The organism is Ruegeria sp. R13_0, from assembly GCF_017743995.1.
Taxonomy (GTDB): Bacteria; Pseudomonadota; Alphaproteobacteria; order Rhodobacterales; family Rhodobacteraceae; genus Ruegeria.
On sequence record NZ_JAGHRB010000006.1, the window covers coordinates 87882 to 110471 of the forward strand.

The following is a 22590-nucleotide window of genomic DNA, read 5'->3' on the forward strand; positions in this document are numbered from 1 at the left end:
CTTCCGAGACTCAAGGTGACCGGTGTTTAGACAAGTTGCAATTGCCTGACATGGAATGTCACGCGCTGGTGACCCGAGTTTATTGACCGATCTGTTTACCCACGCGACCGGCGAAAAAAAAACGCCCGGCTGCGTAGGCCGGGCGTTGGCAGGGTCACAGACCCCATTTGTTTTTGTTTTCCTCAAAGAAGCCTTGGGCCTTCTTCACCTCGATCCAGTTGTTCACATAGTTGATCCAGACCTGATCGTCCTGCGGCAGGATCATCGCAATCGGCGAGGGCGAGCGTGGACCGGCGTTCTTCACACGCTCGATCGGGAACTTCTCTTCCAGGGTCGAGCCTTCGATATTCGAGGTGATGAACACATCGGCCCGTCCAGCGATCACCTCTTGAAAACCACGCGCGGGGGCTTCGACTACTTTGATTTCTGCATTCGGGAACCACTCGCGGACGCGCTTCTCAAAGGTGGTGCCCAGCGTTGTCGCGACCGTCACACCCGGCTGGTTGATCGAATCGTACCCGTCGAATTTGTCGGCCTTGTCCTTGGTCGTGTAAGGGAACAGCTCAACCGAGATATAGCTGTCCGAGAATCCGGCAACCTTCATGCGCGGCGGCGAGATTGAGGCCGAGCCGGTCAGGTGGTATTTCTTTGCCACAACACCATTCACCAGTGTTTTCCAATCGGTCGGGACGTATTCGACCTCAACCCCCAGATCGGCGGCAAGCTCGTTCATGATGTCGATGTCATAGCCTTTGTAGCTGTTCGTAGCCGGATCCCGCAGGGACATCGGGTTCCAGTCGCCTGTCGTGCCGACCTTCAACACACCGGAATCCAGGATTTCGTTCAGCGCCGATTGCGCCTGGGCTGCGCCTGACAAGACCAGACCAAGCGCAGCGGCAGCGGCTGCTCTCCAGATTGTGTTCATTTAATTCTCCTGTTGGTGGCAGCTGGGACTTGCTGCCATATATAGTTCGTTGTTTTAAGCGGGATAGGGGGCGCAGGCCCAATAAATCAATCCACCCGCGCAAACTAGGGACAGATCGACCAATGCCAGACCCCGCCATCGAGCTTGTCGATGTGAACAAGTGGTTCGATACGTTCCATGTCCTCAAGAATATCAACCTTACGGTCAATAGTGGTGAAAAGGTTGTGATCTGTGGGCCGTCCGGCTCGGGCAAGTCCACAGTTGTGCGCTGTATCAACCAGTTGGAGAAACACCAGAAAGGCACCATCCGCATTGACGGGGTCGAGCTTAAGGATGACGCCAAATCTGCAGCCACCATCCGATCCGAGGTCGGCATGGTGTTTCAGCAGTTCAACCTGTTCCCGCATCTGAGCGTTCTGGACAACCTGACACTCGGTCCGATCAAAGCGCGGGGTCTGAGTCGCGCGAAGGCCGAAGAGCGCGCGCGCCATTATCTAGAGCGTGTTCACATCCCCGATCAGGCTGACAAGCGCCCGACCCAACTGTCCGGCGGCCAGCAACAGCGCGTCGCCATCGCCCGATCCCTGTGCATGGAGCCGAAAGTTCTGTTGTTTGATGAGCCGACCTCGGCCCTTGATCCGGAAATGATCGCCGAGGTGCTGGACGTGATGGTTGAGCTGGCGCATGAAGGCATGACCATGGTCGTTGTCACCCATGAGATGGGGTTTGCCCGCAAGGTCGCTGACAAGATGATCTTCATGGATGAGGGCGAGATCGTGGAGCAGGGCAAGCCCGAGCATTTCTTCACCAATCCGACTTCGGAGCGGTGCCGCAAGTTCCTCAGCCAGATTTTGCAGCACTGAGTGGGTATGATGAAAAAAGCACTTCTCCTCATACCGCTTCTGCTGCTGGCAGGCTGTTCCTCATCCCAGACATGGGGCTGGTATGTCATAGACCCGCGGACTGACTCCGGCTGGACCAATGTGAAATTCCTGATCTCGGGCATGGGTGCCACGATCCTGATCTCTCTGATCGCGGCGGCGCTGTCGATTGTGATCGGCTTGTTGGTTGCCTTGCCCGGACTGTCCGAGAAACGCGGTTGGCGGCTGCTAAACAGGGTCTATGTCGAGTTTATTCGTGCGATTCCGCTGCTGCCCATGCTGTTCTGGGTGTTCTACGGCCTGCCGATCGTGTTCCAGTCGATGGGCCTGAACATCCCGATTGACCCATTCTGGGGCGCGATCATCACCCTGGCAATTTCCGACAGCGCCTTTACGGCCGAGATTTACCGCGCCGGCATCCAATCCATCGCACGCGGTCAGCGCGAGGCGGCCCAGACCATCGGGCTGAACTACGTGCAAACCATGCGCTACGTGATCCTGCCGCAAGCGATCCGGCGTATCCTGCCGCCCTTGGCAAACCAGTTCATCTACATCGTCAAGATGAGCGCCTTTGCCAGTGTCATCGGCATGCAGGAATTGACCCGCCGTGCGAATGAGCTGGTGGTGACAGAATACCGCCCGCTGGAAATCTACACCTTGCTGATATTCGAATACCTGATCCTGGTTCTGATTATCAGCGCCGGGGTACGTTGGCTGGAACGCCGTATGGGCGCGGACGAGCGCGGATAAGGAGGCACAGTATGGACTGGAAAGACTTCATGGCCGAGACCGAGGCCAATATCGGCATCCTCTCGAAAGAGGTCCCCGAAACGGTGCGCGGCTTCGGGATGATGGGCAAGGCGGCCAAAACCGATGGCGCCCTGAGCGAGAAAACCAAAGAGTTCATCGCGCTGGGCATTGCCATCGCCACACGTTGCGACAGCTGCATCGGGTTTCACGTGAAATCACTGGTGCGTCTTGGTGCCACTCGCGAGGAGTTGTGCGAGGCGCTGTCGATGGCGACCTATATGGGCGGAGGCCCGTCGTTTGCCTACAGCGCAAAGGCGCTGAAGGCGTTTGATGTGTTCTCGGAAGGCGACTAACCCAGCAGCTGCCCCAGCTTCATCGCCACACCCATATTGCCCGAGATCTTGAGCTTGCCCATAGCAACGCCGGTCATCGGGTTCAGCTTGCCGGTCAGCAGCTTGGTCAGGTTGTCCTGTGAGATACGGATGGTGCAATCGGTATCCTGATCCTGCGTGGTGGCCTGATTGTCGGCCAGCACGATCACGCCCGCGTCGCCGCAATCGAACTTGAGCGAGCCGTCAAAGCTTTTGCCATTCAGTCCTTTTTGAATTACGTCGGCGATCTCTTGCAGCATGGTATATCCTTTCAAACTTGACGTATGCGTAAAGACATGGCCCCACATCCGGCAAGCATGACGCTGGGTCCGGTGGGCAAAAGAAAACCCCGGCAACTGTGTGATTGCCGGGGTTTTGAATTCCAAACTGTTGGCCAGGTTACTTGGACAGACGCTTGTCGCGCGCCGCCAGCAGTTTCAAACGCAGTGCGTTCAGCTGGATAAAGCCCGCCGCGTCGGTTTGATCATAGGCACCGGCGTCTTCCTCGAAGGTCACATGCGCCTCGGAATACAGCGAGTGATCGGACCAGCGACCCACAGTCGAGGCGAGACCTTTATACAGTTTCACCCGCACGGTGCCGGTCACGTGTTCCTGCGATTTGTCGATGGCGGCCTGCAGCATCTCGCGTTCGGGCGAGTACCAGAAACCGTTGTAAATCAGCTCGGCATATTGCGGCATCAGCTGGTCTTTCAGGTGCATCGCGCCACGGTCCATGGTGATGGACTCGATCCCCCGGTGTGCTTCCAGCAGGATGGTGCCGCCCGGAGTTTCATAGATGCCACGCGACTTCATGCCAACAAACCGGCCTTCGACCAGATCGAGGCGACCGATGCCGTGCTTGCCGCCATATTCGTTCAGCTTGGTCAGGATGGTGGCCGGGCTCATCGCCTCGCCATTGATGCTGACGGCGTCGCCTTTTTCGAAACCGATCTCGATGAATTCGGGCTGATCGGGCGCGTCCTCAGGGTGGACGGTGCGCTGGTAGACATAGTCGGGTGCCATATCGGCGGGGTCTTCCAGAACCTTGCCCTCGGAGGAGGTGTGCAGCAGGTTGGCATCGACCGAGAAGGGCGCCTCACCACGTTTATCCTTGGCTATCGGAATCTGATGCGCTTCGGCCCATTCGATCAGTCGAGTACGGCTGGTCAAATCCCATTCGCGCCACGGGGCGATGACCTTGATTTCGGGGTTCAGTGCGTAGGCGGCCAATTCAAAGCGAACCTGATCGTTGCCCTTGCCGGTCGCGCCATGTGCTACGGCATCAGCACCGGTTTCCTGCGCGATCTCAACCAGACGTTTCGAGATCAGGGGCCGCGCAATCGAAGTGCCCAGCAGGTACAGACCTTCATACTGCGCATTTGCACGGAACATCGGGAAAACGAAGTCGCGCACGAACTCTTCGCGGATGTCCTCGATATAGATGTTTTCGGGTTTAATCCCCAGCATCTCAGCCTTTTGGCGGGCGGGTTCCAATTCCTCACCCTGACCCAGATCGGCAGTGAAGGTGACGACCTCACAGCCATACTCGGTCTGCAACCATTTCAGAATGATCGAGGTATCAAGGCCACCGGAATAGGCCAGAACAACTTTCTTAGGCGCGGACATCTGACTTCCCCTTATTCGCAAGACGATTGGCCCCTAACGGGTTTTGTGGGCGGGGGCAAGCTGTGTGGATTGACGCAGGCCGGGAATTGGGGTGAAACGGCCTGACAAAGAACAAGAGATAGTTGAGCAGGGGCATTTACAGATGTTGGCGTTCGAGATTTTCATGCATTCGATCAAGATGGTTTTGCGGAACCTGAAACAGGCGATTCAGATCACTCTGATCCCCGCGCTGATCGGTTTTCTGGTCATAGTCGCATTCAGCCTTCTGTTTGGTATTTCGTTCGAAGATATCTCGACCGAACCAAACGGCCTGCCAGATGCCGCATCGCCAGGCGCGGTCACAGCTTTCCTGTTCTGCGTGCTGGCATCCCTATTTGCGATCATGGTTTGGATTATCGTGTCCTGGCATCGCTTTGTGCTGCTCGAAGAATATCCGGCCGGTTTTCTGCCCGCGTTCAGATCGGATCGAATGCTCGCTTACATTGGGCGGATGGTGATGCTGGCCTTGCTGGGCGTGGTCATTCTGATCCCGGCAATGCTTGTCATCGGATTTTTGACCCAAGCCTCGGCCGCGATAGGCATATTGGCGTGGCTTTTGGTTATTGTGGGCCTTTCCGTGGCCTTTTACCGGGTGTCTCCGATCATGCCCGCCGCAGCAATAGGCGAACCGTTGAAACTGTTGGACGCGTGGCGGGCAACTGACGGAGCGAACGGCACCATTATGGCGCTGGTTGTGTTGCTGGTGTTGTTCCAGATGGTGCTTCAGCTTCTGTTCGCAGCGCTTCTGATCATCCCGGTGATTGGCGCTTTGGTGGTGGTTTTCGCCAGCATGCTGATCGTGCCATTGATCAATGTCAGCATCCTGACAACGTTCTATGGCGTCTTCATCGAAAAACGCGCGCTATCGTAATTCGTACACACATGTATTCCTTGCCCTTTTGCTTAGGATAAGCCACTGAAACCGGCATGAGCGATTTCATGACCCGTGCCCGCGCTGCCGAACAGGCGATGCGCTCTGTGTTTCCAGCAACGCCTTTGCAGCGGAATGCCCATCTGTCTGACCGCTACGGTGCTGATATCTGGCTCAAGCGAGAGGACCTCAGCCCGGTGCGCTCCTACAAAATCCGGGGCGCGTTCAATGCCATGCGCAAGCAGCTGGGGCAGGATCTGTTCGTCTGTGCCAGCGCGGGAAACCACGCGCAGGGCGTGGCCTTCATGTGCAAGCATCTGGATGTGAAGGGGGTGATCTTCATGCCGGTCACCACGCCTCAGCAGAAGATCCAGAAGACCCGTATTTTCGGCGGCGACAATGTCGAGGTTCACCTCAGCGGTGACTACTTCGACGACACGCTTGCGGCGGCACAAGCTTGGTGCGCAAAGGAGGGCGGGCATTTCTTGTCGCCGTTCGATGATGAGGATGTGATCGAGGGGCAGGCCTCGCTAGCTGTCGAGATCGAGGAACAGCTGGGCCGTGTGCCTGATCATGTCATCTTGCCGGTCGGCGGGGGTGGCATGTCGTCCGGCGTAGCAACCTGGTTCGGGGATCGGACCCACTGTTTGTTTGTCGAACCCAAAGGTGGGGCCTGTCTGCACGCGGCAATGGCCGCGGGTCATCCGGTTGCCTTGGATCACGTAGATAATTTCGTCGATGGCGCGGCGGTCGGCAAGATCGGTTCCAAGCCCTTTGAGCTGTTAAAAGACCGTCACCTGTCGGATGTGCTGGCCCTGTCCGAGGATCGTATCTGTACCACGATGATCGAGATGTTGAATGTGGAAGGCATCGTGCTGGAACCCGCTGGCGCGTTGGCGATTGAGGCGGTTGCCGATGTGCAGAGCTTCATTCGCGGCAAAACGGTTGTCTGTGTCACCTCTGGCGGCAATTTCGACTTTGAGCGTCTACCCGAGGTCAAGGAGCGTGCGCAGCGCTATTCCGGGGTCAAGAAATATTTCATCCTGCGCCTGCCACAGCGTCCTGGCGCGTTGAAAGAGTTCCTGAACATCCTCGGCCCCGAAGACGATATCGCCCGGTTCGAATACATGAAGAAATCGGCGCGCAATTTCGGTTCGGTCCTGATCGGGATCGAGACCCGCAAGCCCGAGAACTTCGCTCGCCTCTTTGCGCATCTCGATGAGGCCGGCTTCACCTATACCGACATCACCGAGGATGAGACGCTGGCACAGTTTGTGATCTAGTGCAGATTGTCTTTAAGTTCGGCTTGAAACACCAATTTCGACGCATCAAACGCGGCGAGGATTTCCGGCAGATCGACTTTCGTCGCCTTGCCTGACACGGCCAGCCTTTCACCATCCTGACAGAGCTTCGAGAACACCTCGAACCCAAGGCTCAGGGCGCTGCCTTTCAGGAAATGCAGGTTTTGTTCCAGATCCTGCCGCGCGGTGTCTGCATGCAGACGGGCGATGACCTCTTGCACCTCGTCCAGAAAGATCTCGACAACCTCATCGAACTCATCAGCGCCAACCTCGTCACGGAGCTGTCGAACTCGGGGCCAGTGGATCATGGGTCGCGTCCTGCATCGGAATTGAATGGATCCTTGGTAGCGCGGCCTGAGTAAATACCGGGTTAAGCGTCGGCCTCTATTGGCCTTCACCCGATGTTAAGCCCCAGACGCGTAGGATCGCACCATCCCGATAAAAGGAAGCGTGTGGGGTTGCAGAGTGCCAGCGGCAAGTCTTGAGGAAACCAGATCCGATCTGGACTTCGGTGCAATCCGGAGGGTGCTGGTTGTGGATGACAGCCGCCTGCAACGGCGCATTCTGGTGGCCTCGCTCAAGAAATGGGGTTTTGAGGTACTTGAGGCCGACAATGGCGAGGCGGCGATAGATATCTGCGCCGAAGTCGCGCCAGACCTTGTGCTCAGCGATTGGGTCATGCCGGGGATGAGCGGGCTTGAGTTCTGCCGCGCCTTCCGCGCGCTTGAGGCGGAGCACTACAGCTATTTCATCCTGCTCACCTCAAAAAGCGAAAAACAGGAGGTGGCGCGGGGTCTGGATGCAGGCGCGGACGATTTCCTGATCAAACCGCTTGAGGCGGATGAGCTGCGCGCGCGTATCTCGGCCGGGGCGCGGATTCTGGATATGCAGCGTGAGTTGTCACAGAAGAACCGCCTGATCGAATCCGCCCTGCAAGAGCTGAAACTGGCGCATGAGGCCATCGACAAGGACCTGATCCAAGCCCGCAAGATACAGGAATCGCTGGTGCCCGACCTCACGCAAGAGTTTGGTAAATCGCGTGTCAGTCTGTTGTTGAAGCCTTGCGGGCATATCGGAGGCGATCTGGTAGGGATGTTCTCACCCGGTCCGAACCGCCTTGGGTTCTACAGTATTGATGTATCCGGGCACGGCATCACCTCGGCCATGATGACCGCGCGGTTGGGCGGCTATCTGTCCAGCAAGCATTTCGATCAGAACGTCGCCATGGAAAAGCGGTTTGATAAATTCTACGCCCTGCTTCCTCCGGACGAGGTCGCAGGGATGCTGAATTCCCGATTGCTGGCGGACGCGGGGATCGAAGAATACTTCACGATGGTTTATGCCATTGTCGATCTGCGCAACGGGCATATCAGGATGGTGCAGGCCGGACATCCACATCCTCTGATGCTAAGGCGCGATGGCACGACCGAGTTTCTGGGCGAAGGCGGGTTGCCCATCGGGTTGATCCCGGATGCGAAATTTCAGCAGATTGAGGCGAAGATGGAGCCGGGGGACCGGTTGTTACTGCATTCAGACGGGTTCACGGAATGCACCTTGGCCGAAGGTGGAATGCTGGATGAGGATGGCTTGCGGGACATGGCGCTCGACTGTGCAGCGGGTCGCGGTGGGCCTGAGTTTCTGGACGATCTGTTCTGGCGCCTGACACAGGTGATGTCACCTGACAGCGGTATGGGGGACGATGTCTCGGCCGTGTTCTTTGAATACAATGGCGCCTAAAGCGTTTCGGGTTTTACATGAATCATCTGACGCGAATGTCCCGAGACTGCTGAAAGCGCGGCAGGGTATTCGTGTCGCAGGTTAAACCCGAAACGATCTAAAGCCCGTGAAGATGCAGCATTGCGAAATGGCGATCGCCATCGTTGCCCAGTGTTTCAACTGCGTCGGCGGTATGCATCCAGAGCGCTTCGTGGAACGGCTCGCTCGGTGGCCCAATACGGCGCACGGGACGCGCTCGATAGATCAGGCAGACCTTCTCGGCCCAGAGGTCATATTCCGGCATATACGTGAACCGACGGAATGCGCCGACACGACGGGGTGTTGCGATCAGCCAGCCTGTTTCCTCGAACACTTCGCGGTGCAGGGCGGTTGTCGGCGATTCTCCCGGATCTATGCCGCCGCCGGGCAGTTGCAGATCCGGCCCCGGTTCGGTCTGGCAGGTCAAAAGAAGGTGCCCGGCGCGGGGCAGCAACGCGTAGACTCCGACCCGCCGAGTATACTTGCGCCCGGGTTCAGGGCTTTCGCCGAACCGTCTGATCATGTATGGCCCCTTACAACCCAATCTCTGCGACCTATATGGTGCCGGTATGCCAACCCTTGGCGTGTAAGGAAACCCCATGTCTCTTGGAACAAAAATCGCGTGGGACGATACCGTCCTGCCCTTTCAACTCGATGTATCGGACATGCGCGGGCGTGTGGCCCGTTTGGATGGCGTGCTGGACGGCATCCTGAAACAGCATGACTATCCTGAAAAGGTTGAGGCCCTCGTGGCCGAGATGGCCCTGCTGACCGCGTTGATCGGCCAGACTGTCTCGCTTCGCTGGAAGCTGTCGCTGCAGGTGCAGTCCAAGGGTCCGGTGCGCATGATTGCCACCGACTACTATGCGCCACAGAAAGAGGGTGAGCCGGCCCGCATCCGCGCTTACGCCAGTTTCGACCGCGATCGTCTGACCGATGGCGCGCCCTTCGATCAGGTGGGCGAGGGCTATTTCGCAATCATGATCGACCAGGGCGAAGGCACACAGCCTTATCAGGGCATCACTCCGCTGGCCGGAGGCTCGATCAGTGCCTGCGCCGAAGCCTATTTTGCGCAGTCCGAGCAGTTGCCGACCCGGTTCTCGCTGAGCTTCGGCAAATCGACCGAACCGGGTGTGGGTGAGCATTGGCGCGCAGGCGGCATCATGTTGCAGCATATGCCCAAAGCTTCGCCTTTTGCGGCGACCAGCGAAGGCACCGGAGAGATCCTGACCGCCACTGATCTTGTCGATGGCGAAGAGGGTGAGAACTGGGGCCGCGTCAACATCCTGTTGGACACGGTCGAGGATCTTGAGCTGATCGGCCCCTCGATCGCGCCAACCGATCTGCTGGTGCGTTTGTTCCACGAGGAAAACCCACGGGTCTATGACGCGCAGCAGGTACAGTTTGGCTGTACCTGTTCAGAAGAGCGTGTGCGCCAGAGCCTGTCGATCTATTCGGCCAAGGACATTGAAAAGATGACCACGTCTGAGGGTCAGGTTACGGCCGATTGTCAGTTCTGCGGTGCGCATTACGTGCTGGATCCTTCCACCGTGGGGTTTGACGCCGAAGACAGCAAAAGTGTCTGAGTTAGAGACACAACTCCGGACGGCCTTGGGGCGTCCGGGCCATGGGTCCAGTGATTTTGACCTGAACCCAGACACCGTGCTGCCGCCGGGGCGCAAACTGCGCCCGGCGGGGGTGCTGGTGCCGATCACCGTCGCGGACGGGATGCCACGGCTGATCCTGACCAAACGATCCTCGGCGTTGAAGCACCATCCCGGCCAGATCGCCTTTCCCGGCGGCAAGCAGGATGAAGGTGACGCGGATGTCACCGCCGCTGCCCTGCGCGAGGCGCGGGAAGAGGTCGGTCTGTCCATCAATCTTCCCGAGGTTCTGGGCTTTTTGCCCACGCATGAAACCGTCACGTCCTTCTCGGTCACTCCGGTGGTGGCAATCATCCGGCAGGGCTTCGACCCGGTGCCTGAACCCGGCGAAGTAGACGAAATTTTCTCGGTTCCTCTTGCACATGTGCTGGACCCTGCGAATTATGTGATCGAGTCGCGTCGTTGGCAGGGGACAAGACGGAAGTATTTCGCCGTGCCCTATGGCCCTTATTACATATGGGGCGCGACCGCCCGCATATTGCGCGGGCTTGCAGCACGGGTGAGTGAATGAAGCAAATCAGCGCGGCTTGGGTTTCGGACCCTGCGACACAAAAGGTATGCGCAGCCCTAAGGGATGGCGGTGCGCAAGCGCTGTTTGTGGGGGGATGTGTGCGCAACGCGCTTTTGGGCGCGCCGGTGTCGGACATTGATATCGCAACGGATGCGCATCCCAAAAGGGTGCTGGAGCTGGCGCAGAGCGCGGGGCTCAAGGCGATTCCCACGGGGATTGATCACGGCACGATCACTGTGGTCTGCAATCACATCCCGCATGAGATCACCACTTTTCGCCGCGACGTGGAAACCGATGGCCGTCGCGCGGTCGTGGCCTTCTCGGACAACGTTGAAGAGGACGCAGCCCGGCGCGATTTCACCATGAATGCCATCTACGCAAAGCCAAATGGCTTCGTGTTAGACCCGCTTTTGGGCCTGCCGGACCTTCAGGCGCGCCGTGTGCGGTTTATCGGGACCGCAGAAAACCGCATCCGCGAAGACTACCTGCGATCCCTGCGCTACTTCCGGTTTCATGCCTGGTACGGAGATGTCGAGGCCGGGTTCGACCCGGATGCTCTGGCCGCGATTGCAGCGAACCTGGACGGTTTGTCCACCTTGTCGCGGGAACGTGTCGGGGCGGAGCTGTTGAAACTTTTGGGCGCGCCCGACCCGGCCCCTTCCGTTGCCGCAATGCGCAGCACGGGGGTGCTGGCGCAACTTCTACCGGGCGCGGATGATCGCGCCTTGGCGCCTTTGGTCGCCATTGAGCAGGCCGCAGGAGCCGAACCGGACGCGGTGCGCAGACTGGCTGCCATCGCCGTGCCTGAGGACGCGGAGACGCTGCGCCTGAGCCGCAACCAGCTGCAACGATTGACCCGAATGCGGGAAGAGGCACAGGCCTCGACCAGTGTGGCCGAACTGGGCTACCGCTACGGCGACGAGGGCGGCTTGCACGAAACACTGCTGCGATGTGCGTTTCTGGAGCGGCCCTGGTCCGAGGATCTGCGCACGGCGCTGCATTCCGGGGCCGCGGCGCAGTTCCCGATCAAGGCAACCGACCTGATCCCCAATTTCTCTGGCCCTGCGCTGGGCAAGAAACTGGCCGATCTGGAAGCAAGCTGGATCGCGTCCGGCTTTACCCTGACGCGCGAGGATTTGCTGGCCGGGTAGCGCGAAGTCTCAAAAGGGGATGACAAATCAGAACGTTTGTGCTTACGTGCGGCTGTCACATGGATGGAGGACTGCGAATGTATTACGGGATCTGGTTCGGCTAAAGCCGGGACGCTTACCCCGTATAGGGTGGTGTTCAGGCGCCATTCTTCTTCGCACGTCTAATTTTCTGCTCAATCGGAGCACTCCTCTATGTTTCGCTATTTCGAAAACCTCGTTGACCCTTTTGGCCCCTACAAAGAAGCCGACGCGCCACCAACCAAGCTGTGGCCGTTCATGCTGGACTATTCGCGCCCGTTCTATCGGGTGTTTGCCTGGGCGGCGCTGATCTCGATCATCGTGGCCGGGGTCGAGATCGGGTTGATCGCCTATATGGGTCGCGTGGTTGACCTGCTGGGCGGCACTCCGGCCGAGGTCTGGCAAAACCACGGGACCGAGCTGTTGCTGATGGCTGCGTTTGTCCTGCTGCTGCGTCCGTTGCTGCATTTGATCGACGTACTGCTGCTCAACAACACGATCCTGCCGAACTTTGGCACGCTGATCCGCTGGCGGGCGCATAAACATGTTCTGCGTCAGTCGGTTGGCTGGTTCGAGAATGACTTTGCCGGGCGGATCGCGAACCGGATTATGCAGACCCCTCCGGCCGCGGGCGAGGTGGTGTTTCAGGTCTTTGACGCGATTTCGTTCTCGCTGGCATATCTGATCGGCGCTGCCATTTTGCTTTATGCTGCAGACCCACGATTGCTGATCCCGCTGCTGATCTGGTTCGCGTTATACGCGCTGTTGGTGCGCTGGACGATTGAGCGCGTTGGCCCGGCGTCCAAGGCGGCGTCCGATGCGCGCTCGACCGTGACGGGGCGCGTGGTGGACAGCTATACCAATATCCACTCGGTCAAGATGTTCGCCCATGGTCGGCAAGAGATGGACTATGCCCGCGAAGCCATCGAAGAGACGCGCCGCACCTTCCAGATTGAAATGCGGATCTTCACCATCATGGACGCGGTTCTGGTCACTCTGAACGGCTTGCTGATCGTGGGCGTCGTGGGCTGGGCGATTTCCCTGTGGATGCAGGGCACGGCCTCGGTTGGTGTTGTTGCCGCGGCGACTGCCTTGACCCTGCGCCTGAACGCGATGACCGGGTGGATCATGTGGGCGCTGACCAGCTTCTTCCGCCAGCTTGGGATCGTCGCTGAGGGGATGGAAACAATTGCCCAGCCCATCGACTTGCTAGATGCGCCTACAGCGAAGCCATTGCAACTGAGCGAGGGTAAAATCGAAATCAACGATCTGTCGCACCACTATGGCCGCGAGGCCGGAGGTTTGGACCACATCAACCTGACCATTCAACCGGGTGAGAAGATTGGCCTGATCGGGCGCTCCGGGGCCGGAAAATCGACCCTAGTAAAGCTTCTTTTGCGATTCTATGACGTTGAGCGAGGGGCAATTCTGATCGACGATCAGAACATTGCGCAGGTCACACAGGACAGTTTGCGCAGCCGTATCGGCATGGTCCAACAGGACAGCGCTTTGCTGCACCGGTCGGTGCGCGACAATATCCTCTATGGCCGTCCCGACGCGACCGAGGATCAGATGATCGCCGCCGCCAAACAGGCCGAGGCGCATGAGTTCATTCTCGACCTGCAGGACCCTCAGGGCAGAACCGGGTATGACGCGCATGTGGGTGAGCGTGGCGTGAAGCTATCAGGAGGTCAGCGGCAGCGGGTCACGCTGGCCCGGGTCATTCTGAAGGACGCTCCGATTTTGTTGTTGGATGAGGCGACATCCGCCCTAGATTCCGAGGTCGAAGCGTCCATTCAGGAAACCCTCTACGGTATGATGCAAGGAAAAACCGTGATCGCCATTGCCCACAGGCTCAGCACTATCGCGCAGATGGACCGTATTCTGGTGATGGATGCGGGCCGGATCGTGGAAGAGGGCGCGCATGCCGATCTTTTGGCGCAGGGTGGCCTTTACGCGCAGTTCTGGGCGCGGCAATCTGGCGGCTTCATGAATCCGGAGGCCGCTGAATGAGGGTTGCCGACCTCATCAACCCGTTCAAGAACATCGAGACGCCCCCACCACAAACGCTGGGGGCGTTCATTCGCTGGAGTCTGTCAGGCGCCTGGCCCATGCTATTTGTCGCGGCGGCTTTCTCGGCGATTGCAGGCGCGATGGAGGCCGCCACCGCCTGGATTCTGGGCCGGGTCATCGACGTCGCCACCTCGGGCGGGCCCGAGCATTTTCTGACCGCCGAGAATATCTGGATGATTGTCGGCGCGGCGGCCTTCTTTATGGTGATCCGCCCGATCCTGTTCGGCCTGTCCTCGGTGTCGAACAACTATATCGTCATGCCGAACATCCCGCCCTTGGTTCTAGCCAAGCTGAACCGTTGGACCTTGGGCCAGTCAGTCACGTATTTCGACGACGATTTTGCCGGTCGGATTGCCCAGAAGCAGATGCAAACCTCGAACGCGATGGCCTCGGTCGTGTCGGAAACGATCAGTGCGATTGTGTTTGCCCTAGCCTCCCTTGCGGGGTCTTTGCTTTTGTTAGGGTCTATTCATCCGTTGGTGATGCTGCCCTTTGCCGGTTGGCTGGTGGTCTATTTCATGTTGGTCCGCTGGTATCTGCCCCGCATTCGCAAACGCTCGGCCGCGCGGGCGGGCGCACGGGCGATGGTGTCGGGGCAGGTGGTGGATACGATCACCAATATCAAGACCGTCAAACTGTTCGCTCACTCTGCGTTCGAAGATCAGACAGCGCGAAACGCGATGGTCGACCTGCGCGAAAGATCTCTGGATTTCGGCAAACTTTCCGCCACGTTCCGGTTCATCCTCATGGTTCTGGCAGGTGTTCTGCCCGTGATGCTACTGGGTGCAACGCTTTGGCTGTGGCAACTGGGAATGGCTACGGCCGGAGACATCGTGGCCGCGGGTGCGGTTGCGATCCGCATTTCCCAGATGACGGGCTGGGTCAGCTTTACGCTGATGGGTCTCTACGCCAATGTTGGCGAGATCGAAAACGGCATGAAAACGCTGGCCAAGCGGGACCGGGTTGAGGATGCCGCAGCAGCCAAGGACCTTGCCGTGTCTCAGGGCAGCATCGCCTTTCAGGCGGTCAGCTTTGCCTATGGCCGGGATATTGGCGGCGTTTCTGATCTGAACCTAACGATCGCACCGGGCGAAAAGCTGGGCATCGTCGGGGCGTCAGGGGCGGGCAAATCAACCCTCGTTTCGCTGTTGTTGCGACTCTATGACGGGGAAAAAGGCGCGATTTTGATTGACGGGCAGGATGTGTCGCAAGTGACGCAAGACAGCCTGCGCCGTCAGATCGGGATGGTCACGCAGGAAACCGCCATGTTCAACCGTTCGGCGCGTGAGAACATTCTGTATGGCCGCCCCGATGCGTCCGAGGCCGAGATGATCGAGGCCGCCGAGAAGGCCGAAGCCCATGAGTTCATCCTGAGCCTTCAGGATGCGCAAGGCCGAAAAGGCTACGACGCGCATCTGGGTGAGCGGGGCGTGAAGCTCAGCGGTGGACAACGGCAGCGGATCGCCCTGGCCCGCGCCATTCTGAAAGATGCACCCATCCTCGTGCTAGACGAGGCAACCTCGGCGCTCGATTCCGAGGTCGAGGCTTCGATCCAGACTGCGCTGCATCGGGTGATGGAGGGCAAAACCGTGCTGGCCATCGCGCACCGCCTGTCGACCCTCAGCGAGATGGACCGGATCGTCGTGCTGGATCAGGGGCGGATTGTTGAGGCCGGAACGCATGAGGCGCTTTTGGATCAGGGCGGGCTGTATGCGCGGTTCTGGCATCGCCAGTCGGGCGGTTTCATTCAGGCCGAGGCCGCAGAATAAGGGTTTTGTTGCAGGCAAAGCCCGGCTATCAGGCCCCCATGACGCAGCAATTCACCATCAACCGCCTTGGTCATCAAGGCGACGGCATCGCAGACGGTCCCGTCTATGTTCCCCGGACTTTGCCGGGTGAAGTGGTCAGCGGAACATTGGTCGGCCAGCTACTGGAAGACATGCGGGTGGAAACCCCTTCGGATCAACGGGTTAAAGCCCCGTGCCGCCACTACAAAGCCTGCGGAGGCTGCCAGCTGCAGCACGCCTCGGACGCATTTGTGGCGGATTGGAAGGTGGAAATCGTGCGCGCAGCGCTGTCAGCACAGCGCCTCGAGGCCCCGATGCGACCGATCCACACTTCGCCCGAGCGGTCTCGACGGCGGGCAACGATTGCCGTGCGGCGGACAAAGAAAGGCACACTGGCTGGATTTCACGGTCGCGCCTCCGACACGATCACTGAAATCCCGGATTGCCATCTCCTGGACCCGGCCTTGATCGAAGCGATCCCGGTCGCCGAGGCGCTGGCGCTGCTGGGTGGCAGCCGCAAAGGTGTACTGGCAGTTACGCTGACCCTGTCCGAGGGTGGTCTGGATATCGCGGTGTCAGGGGGCAAACCCCTGGACGGCCCGCTGGAGTTGGCCTTGGCGCAAGCGACCGAGAAACACGGGCTGGCGCGCCTCAGCTGGGATGGTGAGGTGATCGCGGTGCGGCAACCGCCCGTTCAGCGTTTTGGGACCGCCGGGGTCATCCCACCTCCAGGGGCCTTTCTTCAGGCGACAAAGGACGGAGAACAGGCTCTAACACGGGCTGTATTGGAAGCCACGCAAGGTGCAAAGCGGGTTGTGGACTTGTTTGCCGGGGGTGGAACCTTCTCTCTCCCGCTCGCGCAGGAGGCCGAGGTTCACGCCGTGGAAGGTGAATCCGCGATGACGCAGGCGCTGGATCAGGGATGGCGCAAGGCAACGGGTCTGAAACGCGTCACCTGTGAGGCCCGCGATCTGTTCCGGCGCCCTCTGATGCCGGATGAGTTCAAGGGCTTTGATGCCGTGGTTCTTGATCCTCCGCGCGCAGGGGCCGAAGCGCAGGTGGCGGAACTGGTGCAGGCGCAGCCGCCGGTGATCGCCTATGTCTCGTGCAATCCCGTCACCTTTGCGCGGGATGCAAAAACGCTGGTTGATGCAGGCTACACCCTTGAATGGGTGCAGGTCGTTGACCAATTTCGGTGGTCGTCCCATACGGAACTGGCCGCGCGGTTTGTGCTGAACCCCGCACGTTAAGGAGACAGCAACCCATGGCGTTCAAACAGCGCTTGCAGAGCATCATCGAAGCCCCCCTTTTTGGGCAGTTCATCACGGCAGTGATCATCTTCAACGCGATCTTGCTGGGGATGGAGACCTCCCCCACGCTGATGGACGCGGCGGGGCCGCTGATCGTCATTCTCGATAAACTTTGCCTTGCGGTTTTCGTGGTCGAGATCGCGATGAAGCTGTTCGTCTCAGGCCGCAATTTCTTCAAGAACGGCTGGAATCTGTTCGATTTCACAATCGTCGGCATCGCTCTGGTCCCAAGTGCGGGCGGTCTCTCGGTACTGCGGGCCCTGCGAATCCTGCGGGTTTTGCGCGTGATCTCGGTCGCGCCGCGCCTGCGCCGCGTGGTCGAGGGCTTTATCTCGGCCCTTCCGGGCATGGCCAGTGTGTTCCTGCTGATGGCGATCCTGTTTTATATCGGCGCGGTGATCTCGACCAAGCTGTTCTCTTATTCCTTCCCGGCTTGGTTCGGGGATCTGGGCCTGTCAGCCTATACGCTGTTTCAGATCATGACGCTGGAAAGCTGGTCCATGGGCATCGTGCGCCCGGTGATGGAGGTTTACCCCTACGCCTGGCTGTTTTTTGTGCCCTTTATCATGGTCACGACCTTCGCGGTTGTGAACTTGCTGGTCGGTTTGATCGTGAATTCGATGCAGGATGCGCACCACGCCGAGGACGAAGTGAAGACCGATGCCTACCGAGATGAGGTGTTGGAGCGCCTTGAGGCCATAGAACGCCGCCTTATTGAGCAATCAAACATCAAAAAGTGATTTCAGTTTTTGCAGTTTTTGGCATAATACCAAAAAAAAGCAGCAGGCAGTGAATCATGGATCGTCGAGCATTTGGATTGGGTGCAATGGCAACGCTGAGCCTTTCGGCTTGTGCCTCAGCCAGCCCCAGATTTCTGACATATGATGGGCCCGAGGTGACCTCTCTGGTCGTCAACAAGGGTGCGCGCAAGATGTACCTTCTGCATCATGAGCAGATCTTGCGGGAATATGATGTCGATCTGGGCTTTGCGCCCAATGGCACCAAAACCAAGCGCGGCGATGGCCGGACGCCCGAAGGTAGCTATCTGATCGACCGGCGTAACCCGAACAGCCGCTATCATCTGTCCTTGGGTATTTCCTACCCCAACTCACAGGATGTCGCGCAGGCCAAGGCGGCGGGCGTTGATCCGGGTGGTGATATCTTTATCCACGGTCAGCCCAATCTGCGGTCCGAGCTGAAGCGCGCCAAGAAGACGCCGGATTGGACTGCCGGATGCATCGCGGTCAAGAATGACGAGATCGAAGAGATCTATGCGATGGTCAACCGCGGTACGCTGATCACCCTGCGGCCCTAAGGCGTTTTTGATTTAGTTTGAAGGTGTGATATCATCTAACGCGTTGAAATCTTTGATTTCAGGCAGTGTTGGATGAGTCCGGGCTATCAAAAACTGCCCTAGCGCCAGGGTCCAAACCCGAATTTTGCATAATCCCGCTGATAGGCTTTTGCTGCCAGCGCCTCAAGCTGTGCGTCGTATATCTCTGCCAATCTATAGGGCGTATCTGCGGTGCGTCCTTCCGGCGGAGGTGGGTTTGTGTGCCCCAGGCTTGTGGCGAGATCGGGCAGAGCGGTCCCTAGGTCATCCTCTCGCAGGATCAGATCGGGTAGGGCGATGGGCGCCATCGCCTCAATCACCTTTGACTGGCTGCACCACATCGCATCGACCCGGATTGGGGTCTGGCCGTTCAGGTTGTGATGCAGGAAGGTCAGGAAAGCCGCAAATGCCGAATGGTGCTGATCTTTCGAGTAGTTCTTTTCACGCAGCTGTCCGGGGATCGGCAGTTTGAACCGATTGCGCAGCATGTGGCGGATATCGGCATAGTCGTCATGGTTCTTGGCCAGAACATAGTTGCAAAACGCAGTATGTGCGCGGGCGATCGGATGTTGCAGAACGGTGAATTTGCGGTGCCCGGGATGGGTTTGCATCCAGCTTTCGACCGCGTCTTGGGTGTCGTGCAATGCGCCCTCGTCACACCCATCCATCCGCGCCAGCCACTGGGTAACAACAGGCTCTAACCCGCCGGGAATTGGCAGAAATAGCAGCGGTGTTGTCGGCGCCGCGATGAGCCTTTGCAGCTTTGGCGCGCGTCGAGGTTCCAGATCTGGCGTGCGGTGCAGGGCGAAACGGTCCATCCCTGACACGGCACGCGCCATCTCGTCCGGGTTGGTCACCTTGGTCACCGCGGCTGACGGGTTCTGCGGCTTGAGCGTATCATCCAGCGCATCCAACCGCCCATCGACTCCCAGCCACCTGGCGAGACCGTTCAAAACCTCAAGATCGCCGAGGTCATCATAATTGATGTAAAATGCGGTCTGCCCCGATCTTTGCAGGTGGCTCAGCAGCGACGTCTGATAAGAGGCGAGGGTGTCAACGTAGTCCGAGAACTCAGCCGCGTCGAATTCAACCGTTTCCTCCAACCGGCGCTTGATGTTCTTCAACTGCCATTGCTTGGTTTTCCGAACGATCTTCAGCGACAGATAGCTGTCCAGCGGATTGCGGCTGAGGATGATCTTGGCGCAGAGCGGGTCGTTCAGGACCTCAGGCAGGACGCGCGGGTCGTGGTCCTGAAAATACCGAAACCCGTGCAACCCGTCCGGGGCCGTGCGGATGGCTGCCAGAAGTTTGCTGGAATCTTCGTCCCTTTCGTCCAGTGTTAGACCCAGAATCTGGTCGGATTTCACCCGCCCGATGAAATGCGGGTTGAAGGCCTCGCCATGGCAGGTGAGGCCGTCGATCCGGTTCAGGTTGGCCTCAAGCAGGTTTGATCCGGTGCGCATCGCACCCAGGATCACGAAGGATTCAAAGGGATCGGCCATCGGGGATCACTGCACCAGATAAGGTTTGCGGAAAGGTTTGGTGCGGGTGCCAAACACATCATCAACGGGGAAGTCGCCCATCAGTTGCGGATGCATGCCCTGGTTCTTGAGGTTCTGGAGGAACTGCCCAAAACCGGCCAGATCGACCATCAGCGGGGCCTCGGTCAGGTGGCGGGCTGTCTGTGGCGCGATCTCGTCAAGTATGGTTTGCAGAGGCTCCATTGGGGCCTCAATGAACTCTGCCAGTGTCCAGCTCCGTACACGCGCCTTGGTCCAAACCGAGCTCAGCACCTCAAGCTGTTTGCTCTCGATCTGTTGCAAGCGGGCGGCTTCGCACCGGATATCGGCGAAGTTCATGTTTGACCGGAACAGCGGGATTGCCCATGCCCCGGTAATCACCGAGATCTGCGCGTTCTTGTCCCGCGCCAGAAACCAGTTGATGTCCTGCGTATCCTGAGGGCCGAACTGGAAACACTGGCGCTGCCCGCGTGTGTTCCAGATCAGGTTCGAAAGAAACGCTTTTGGGTTATAGTCGCGCAACGTGGCACTGTCGCTGAGCGCGCCATTGGTGATCGTCTCACCCTGTGCGAATTCGGCGCGGCTCGGGGCAAAAAGGCGCCCGTGAACCCGCGTGTTGGTCGCAGTTTCCAGCCAGGTTTCGAACTCTTCAAACAGGTCCGAGAAACCCTGAAACACCGAATAACCCGCCGCCGTCAGGCCGTTCTCGCTTCCGTGACGAGGAAAGCGGCTTTGCATGTAAAGACCATCCCGCCCATGCGTGCGCCGTTCGACCGCTTTTGAGAAAACACGGTCGATCTTGCCTGGGTTAGGTTCGGCCGGCCGCATCGCGCTCGTCTGGTTGGCCAGGAAAGACTGATACAGCTTCTCGGCCCGAGGCCAGATTTTACGGGCAACAAAGCAGTCCGACCGGCGCAGCAATTGCAGGTGATCATCGTAAAAGATGTGAGGCCGCCCCTGGTAGTCGAATTTCGAAAGGGTCAGGGACCGGCTTTCGATATGCGTGGAATAGAGCCGCGCAAGGGTCTGAAAATAGCTTTCATCCGGTATCCAGACATGGCGGAAATAGCGGTCATAGATCTTGCGCCTAGGGTCCTGCAAAATGGCCGAGAGGGTCTGCCGCGTCAGGCACCACCATTGGCTGCCCATATGCGGGGTCAAACCGTCGGGGATGCGGCGGCGCATGCCGGTCGCCCGTTGCAGTTTTACATAGGCGTCAAACAGTTTGCGCTGATTGCGCCATGAAAACGGGAACCGCAGGGTAAAGCGTTCATGGTCCAGCCCACCGATCGTCCAGCTGACATCAGCGGTTGTAGCGCTTTCGATGAAATCGACGCGGGGACGGTCGGACAGGTAGTCGATCAGCTCTTGCACAGGGCGCAGAGGCAGACACGCGCCGGACGACAGGAATACATGCCGCACGTCCGGGAAGTTCTCCAGCATTTGCTCGGATGCGGATTGTGAGGCGGCCACGATACCCCAACGGCCCCAATCGCACGTATGACGCTCCGAGAAACTGATCAGAGGGTTGTCCGCGCAGGACGCGACAAAGTTGGAATAGGTCTTTTCGGCGACCTTGCTGTCCACATGGATCACAACCGGGCAGCCCGCAGCGGTCCAGTGGCGGGCGACCTGCTCGGCCCGGTCCAGAGCCGTGTGAACCAGCATGACGATACCCAGCGAACTCATGCCCAATTGCCTTTCGACATGAGGCCCAGAATTTCCAACTGTCGCCAGTTGATGTATTGTTCGGACCAATCGCAGCGGAAAACGGGCTGCTCCTCTAGCTGTTTGGCGTAGGCCTTGTATTCACCGGACCCGCGATAGTGCTGATTGCGCTGCATCTCTTCGCGTGCCTTTTCGCCTAGGGTGTTGATCAGTTTGGCATGCAACAACGCGCCACTGGTCTTTTCCCCGCCCCATTCGTCATAAACTTGGTTCAAACCCCTCGGCAGCAGCGAATGGGTCGAGCTGATATAGACATAGCGCCGATCCCACTTCACCAAGGGGATCTTGTTCAGCGCCGGGGCCTTCGAGGGGTTGTCCTGAAAGAAAACACGGGCCCTTGGGCCGCCCTGAATCCACAGGTTCTTATATTCGGGGTTCTTGGAAATCATGTAATTCCCGGCATCAAACCAACGCGTGATTTCAAACGGGTCCTGACCTTCGTGATAGGGTTCGTCGTCTACGGGACCTTCGGGATACATGTCGATCAGCATGGTGCCGAAACTGCGCACCGCGCAGCTGTCCAGCCAATCGGTCAGCGCGCTGATCGGGCGGGTGTCGCAGAACGGATAGATAAAGAACTCATCCGGATCGACGGTCAGAACCCAATGCCCATGCGCATAATTGCGCAGTAGATAGTTGGACCAGTCCAACCCGAACCCCGCTTTTTTATAGCTGGTTTTCGTCTGCCAGACCGAGACATCGGGCTGCGTGCGCAGAAACTCGAGACTGCCGTCGCCGCTGTCGTTATCGACAAACAGAAAATGGTTCACGCCCAGCTTGCGGTAGTATTCCAGAAAGAAGGGCAGGCGGATCTTCTCGTTACGGACAACGCTCATCAGCAACACATCGTCCGGGCGGATGGCGGCGGTATTGGTGCTGACGGGCTTCAGCTCACGCCGTCTTTTGACGCAGCGCACAAGGCGGCGCTTGCGCCGCAACCTCATGCGATAAGATTCCAAAAGGCCCACGCGACTGC

Annotated in this window: 22 protein-coding genes; 14 read left to right on the plus strand and 8 right to left on the minus strand. The window is 58.6% G+C overall.

Features of this window, described 5'->3' with window-relative positions:
* Nucleotides 1-154 precede the first annotated feature (154 nt).
* Entirely contained in the window at nt 155-925 is a 771-nt protein-coding gene (locus tag J7394_RS09480; RefSeq protein WP_170550801.1) for a transporter substrate-binding domain-containing protein, read from the minus strand.
* 122 nt (nt 926-1047) lie between these two features.
* On the opposite strand from J7394_RS09480, the gene J7394_RS09485 reads away from it, so the two are divergent.
* From J7394_RS09485 to J7394_RS09495, 3 genes are read left to right on the plus strand one after another with little or no spacing between them, the layout of a single operon-like run.
* A complete protein-coding gene (locus tag J7394_RS09485) occupies nt 1048-1788 on the plus strand; it encodes an amino acid ABC transporter ATP-binding protein (RefSeq protein WP_209252586.1) in 741 nt (246 codons plus the stop codon).
* A 9-nt stretch (nt 1789-1797) separates the two neighbouring features.
* A complete protein-coding gene (locus J7394_RS09490; RefSeq protein ID WP_170380218.1) occupies nt 1798-2556 on the plus strand; it encodes an amino acid ABC transporter permease in 759 nt (252 codons plus the stop codon).
* An 11-nt stretch (nt 2557-2567) separates the two neighbouring features.
* On the plus strand, nt 2568-2909 hold the full coding sequence (locus tag J7394_RS09495; protein ID WP_209252587.1) for a carboxymuconolactone decarboxylase family protein: 342 nt from the start codon (nt 2568-2570) through the stop codon (nt 2907-2909).
* Here J7394_RS09495 and J7394_RS09500 read toward each other — a convergent pair.
* Nucleotides 2906-3187 (minus strand): SCP2 sterol-binding domain-containing protein, encoded by a 282-nt coding sequence (locus J7394_RS09500; protein ID WP_209252589.1) that lies wholly within the window; start codon nt 3185-3187, stop codon nt 2906-2908. The genes J7394_RS09495 and J7394_RS09500 overlap by 4 nt on opposite strands.
* Before the next feature lie 139 nt (nt 3188-3326).
* The gene (locus J7394_RS09505; RefSeq protein ID WP_170380221.1) at nt 3327-4553 is read right to left on the minus strand and encodes an argininosuccinate synthase; all 1227 of its coding nucleotides are present in this window, start codon (nt 4551-4553) and stop codon (nt 3327-3329) included.
* Nucleotides 4554-4695: 142 nt separating this feature from the next.
* Between J7394_RS09505 and J7394_RS09510 the strand changes: the two genes are divergently transcribed.
* Together J7394_RS09510 and ilvA are read left to right on the plus strand one after the other, a co-directional pair.
* Nucleotides 4696-5463 carry a hypothetical protein gene (locus tag J7394_RS09510; protein ID WP_209252591.1) on the plus strand — a complete coding sequence of 256 codons (768 nt, stop codon included), beginning with the start codon at nt 4696-4698 and terminating at the stop codon, nt 5461-5463.
* A gap of 56 nt (nt 5464-5519) precedes the next feature.
* On the plus strand, nt 5520-6746 hold the full coding sequence (gene ilvA, locus J7394_RS09515; protein WP_209252594.1) for a threonine ammonia-lyase IlvA: 1227 nt from the start codon (nt 5520-5522) through the stop codon (nt 6744-6746).
* Here ilvA and J7394_RS09520 read toward each other — a convergent pair.
* Nucleotides 6743-7072: an Hpt domain-containing protein gene (locus J7394_RS09520; RefSeq protein WP_209252596.1), complete on the minus strand. Its 330-nt coding sequence runs from the start codon at nt 7070-7072 to the stop codon at nt 6743-6745. The genes ilvA and J7394_RS09520 overlap by 4 nt on opposite strands.
* 157 nt (nt 7073-7229) lie before the next feature.
* On the opposite strand from J7394_RS09520, the gene J7394_RS09525 reads away from it, so the two are divergent.
* The gene (locus J7394_RS09525) at nt 7230-8501 is read left to right on the plus strand and encodes a SpoIIE family protein phosphatase (RefSeq protein WP_209252598.1); all 1272 of its coding nucleotides are present in this window, start codon (nt 7230-7232) and stop codon (nt 8499-8501) included.
* A 97-nt stretch (nt 8502-8598) separates the two neighbouring features.
* Here J7394_RS09525 and J7394_RS09530 read toward each other — a convergent pair whose 3' ends face one another.
* Nucleotides 8599-9042: an NUDIX hydrolase gene (locus J7394_RS09530; RefSeq protein WP_209252600.1), complete on the minus strand. Its 444-nt coding sequence runs from the start codon at nt 9040-9042 to the stop codon at nt 8599-8601.
* A gap of 76 nt (nt 9043-9118) precedes the next feature.
* Here J7394_RS09530 and J7394_RS09535 point away from each other — a divergent pair, with 76 nt between their 5' ends.
* The 8 genes from J7394_RS09535 (at nt 9119) to J7394_RS09570 (ending at nt 18348) form a co-directional block, all read left to right on the plus strand.
* Nucleotides 9119-10105 carry an Hsp33 family molecular chaperone HslO gene (locus J7394_RS09535; protein WP_209252602.1) on the plus strand — a complete coding sequence of 329 codons (987 nt, stop codon included), beginning with the start codon at nt 9119-9121 and terminating at the stop codon, nt 10103-10105.
* Nucleotides 10098-10694, plus strand: a complete 597-nt coding sequence (locus J7394_RS09540; RefSeq protein ID WP_170380227.1) for a CoA pyrophosphatase — start codon at nt 10098-10100, stop codon at nt 10692-10694. The genes J7394_RS09535 and J7394_RS09540 overlap by 8 nt, the downstream gene beginning before the upstream one ends.
* Nucleotides 10691-11845 carry a CCA tRNA nucleotidyltransferase gene (locus J7394_RS09545; RefSeq protein WP_209252604.1) on the plus strand — a complete coding sequence of 385 codons (1155 nt, stop codon included), beginning with the start codon at nt 10691-10693 and terminating at the stop codon, nt 11843-11845. The genes J7394_RS09540 and J7394_RS09545 overlap by 4 nt, the downstream gene beginning before the upstream one ends.
* Before the next feature lie 192 nt (nt 11846-12037).
* On the plus strand, nt 12038-13876 hold the full coding sequence (locus J7394_RS09550; RefSeq protein WP_209252606.1) for an ABC transporter ATP-binding protein: 1839 nt from the start codon (nt 12038-12040) through the stop codon (nt 13874-13876).
* A complete protein-coding gene (locus J7394_RS09555) occupies nt 13873-15705 on the plus strand; it encodes an ABC transporter ATP-binding protein (RefSeq protein WP_209252608.1) in 1833 nt (610 codons plus the stop codon). The genes J7394_RS09550 and J7394_RS09555 overlap by 4 nt, the downstream gene beginning before the upstream one ends.
* Before the next feature lie 38 nt (nt 15706-15743).
* Nucleotides 15744-16973 (plus strand): class I SAM-dependent RNA methyltransferase, encoded by a 1230-nt coding sequence (locus tag J7394_RS09560; protein WP_209252609.1) that lies wholly within the window; start codon nt 15744-15746, stop codon nt 16971-16973.
* Nucleotides 16974-16987: 14 nt separating this feature from the next.
* Complete coding sequence (locus J7394_RS09565) at nt 16988-17773, plus strand: ion transporter (RefSeq protein ID WP_209252611.1); 786 nt, start codon at nt 16988-16990, stop codon at nt 17771-17773.
* Nucleotides 17774-17829: 56 nt separating this feature from the next.
* Nucleotides 17830-18348 carry a murein L,D-transpeptidase family protein gene (locus J7394_RS09570; protein ID WP_209252612.1) on the plus strand — a complete coding sequence of 173 codons (519 nt, stop codon included), beginning with the start codon at nt 17830-17832 and terminating at the stop codon, nt 18346-18348.
* Between the two features lie 98 nt (nt 18349-18446).
* Here J7394_RS09570 and J7394_RS09575 read toward each other — a convergent pair whose 3' ends face one another.
* Genes J7394_RS09575 through J7394_RS09585 form a run of 3 tightly spaced genes read right to left on the minus strand, consistent with a single transcriptional unit; the run spans nt 18447 to nt 22558 of the window.
* A complete protein-coding gene (locus J7394_RS09575) occupies nt 18447-19868 on the minus strand; it encodes a nodulation protein NodH (RefSeq protein WP_209252613.1) in 1422 nt (473 codons plus the stop codon).
* Nucleotides 19869-19874: 6 nt separating this feature from the next.
* Nucleotides 19875-21575 (minus strand): beta-1,6-N-acetylglucosaminyltransferase, encoded by a 1701-nt coding sequence (locus J7394_RS09580; RefSeq protein WP_209252614.1) that lies wholly within the window; start codon nt 21573-21575, stop codon nt 19875-19877.
* Nucleotides 21572-22558 (minus strand): glycosyltransferase family 2 protein, encoded by a 987-nt coding sequence (locus tag J7394_RS09585; RefSeq protein WP_209252615.1) that lies wholly within the window; start codon nt 22556-22558, stop codon nt 21572-21574. The genes J7394_RS09580 and J7394_RS09585 overlap by 4 nt, the downstream gene beginning before the upstream one ends.
* Nucleotides 22559-22590: the final 32 nt, after the last annotated feature.

What these genes read in the sequence shown, in the direction of transcription:
- J7394_RS09575 (WP_209252613.1), bottom strand. Translation starts at nt 19,868, where the DNA reads ATGGCCGATCCCTTTGAATCCTTCGTGATCCTGGGTGCGATGCGCACC.
- J7394_RS09480 (WP_170550801.1), bottom strand. Translation starts at nt 925, where the DNA reads ATGAACACAATCTGGAGAGCAGCCGCTGCCGCTGCGCTTGGTCTGGTC.
- J7394_RS09530 (WP_209252600.1), bottom strand. Translation starts at nt 9,042, where the DNA reads ATGATCAGACGGTTCGGCGAAAGCCCTGAACCCGGGCGCAAGTATACT.
- J7394_RS09585 (WP_209252615.1), bottom strand. Translation starts at nt 22,558, where the DNA reads ATGAGGTTGCGGCGCAAGCGCCGCCTTGTGCGCTGCGTCAAAAGACGG.
- J7394_RS09580 (WP_209252614.1), bottom strand. Translation starts at nt 21,575, where the DNA reads ATGAGTTCGCTGGGTATCGTCATGCTGGTTCACACGGCTCTGGACCGG.
- J7394_RS09545 (WP_209252604.1), top strand. Translation starts at nt 10,691, where the DNA reads ATGAAGCAAATCAGCGCGGCTTGGGTTTCGGACCCTGCGACACAAAAG.
- J7394_RS09555 (WP_209252608.1), top strand. Translation starts at nt 13,873, where the DNA reads ATGAGGGTTGCCGACCTCATCAACCCGTTCAAGAACATCGAGACGCCC.
- J7394_RS09495 (WP_209252587.1), top strand. Translation starts at nt 2,568, where the DNA reads ATGGACTGGAAAGACTTCATGGCCGAGACCGAGGCCAATATCGGCATC.
- J7394_RS09560 (WP_209252609.1), top strand. Translation starts at nt 15,744, where the DNA reads ATGACGCAGCAATTCACCATCAACCGCCTTGGTCATCAAGGCGACGGC.
- J7394_RS09485 (WP_209252586.1), top strand. Translation starts at nt 1,048, where the DNA reads ATGCCAGACCCCGCCATCGAGCTTGTCGATGTGAACAAGTGGTTCGAT.
- J7394_RS09520 (WP_209252596.1), bottom strand. Translation starts at nt 7,072, where the DNA reads ATGATCCACTGGCCCCGAGTTCGACAGCTCCGTGACGAGGTTGGCGCT.
- J7394_RS09550 (WP_209252606.1), top strand. Translation starts at nt 12,038, where the DNA reads ATGTTTCGCTATTTCGAAAACCTCGTTGACCCTTTTGGCCCCTACAAA.
- ilvA (WP_209252594.1), top strand. Translation starts at nt 5,520, where the DNA reads ATGAGCGATTTCATGACCCGTGCCCGCGCTGCCGAACAGGCGATGCGC.
- J7394_RS09535 (WP_209252602.1), top strand. Translation starts at nt 9,119, where the DNA reads ATGTCTCTTGGAACAAAAATCGCGTGGGACGATACCGTCCTGCCCTTT.
- J7394_RS09505 (WP_170380221.1), bottom strand. Translation starts at nt 4,553, where the DNA reads ATGTCCGCGCCTAAGAAAGTTGTTCTGGCCTATTCCGGTGGCCTTGAT.
- J7394_RS09490 (WP_170380218.1), top strand. Translation starts at nt 1,798, where the DNA reads ATGAAAAAAGCACTTCTCCTCATACCGCTTCTGCTGCTGGCAGGCTGT.
- J7394_RS09500 (WP_209252589.1), bottom strand. Translation starts at nt 3,187, where the DNA reads ATGCTGCAAGAGATCGCCGACGTAATTCAAAAAGGACTGAATGGCAAA.
- J7394_RS09565 (WP_209252611.1), top strand. Translation starts at nt 16,988, where the DNA reads ATGGCGTTCAAACAGCGCTTGCAGAGCATCATCGAAGCCCCCCTTTTT.
- J7394_RS09510 (WP_209252591.1), top strand. Translation starts at nt 4,696, where the DNA reads ATGTTGGCGTTCGAGATTTTCATGCATTCGATCAAGATGGTTTTGCGG.
- J7394_RS09570 (WP_209252612.1), top strand. Translation starts at nt 17,830, where the DNA reads ATGGATCGTCGAGCATTTGGATTGGGTGCAATGGCAACGCTGAGCCTT.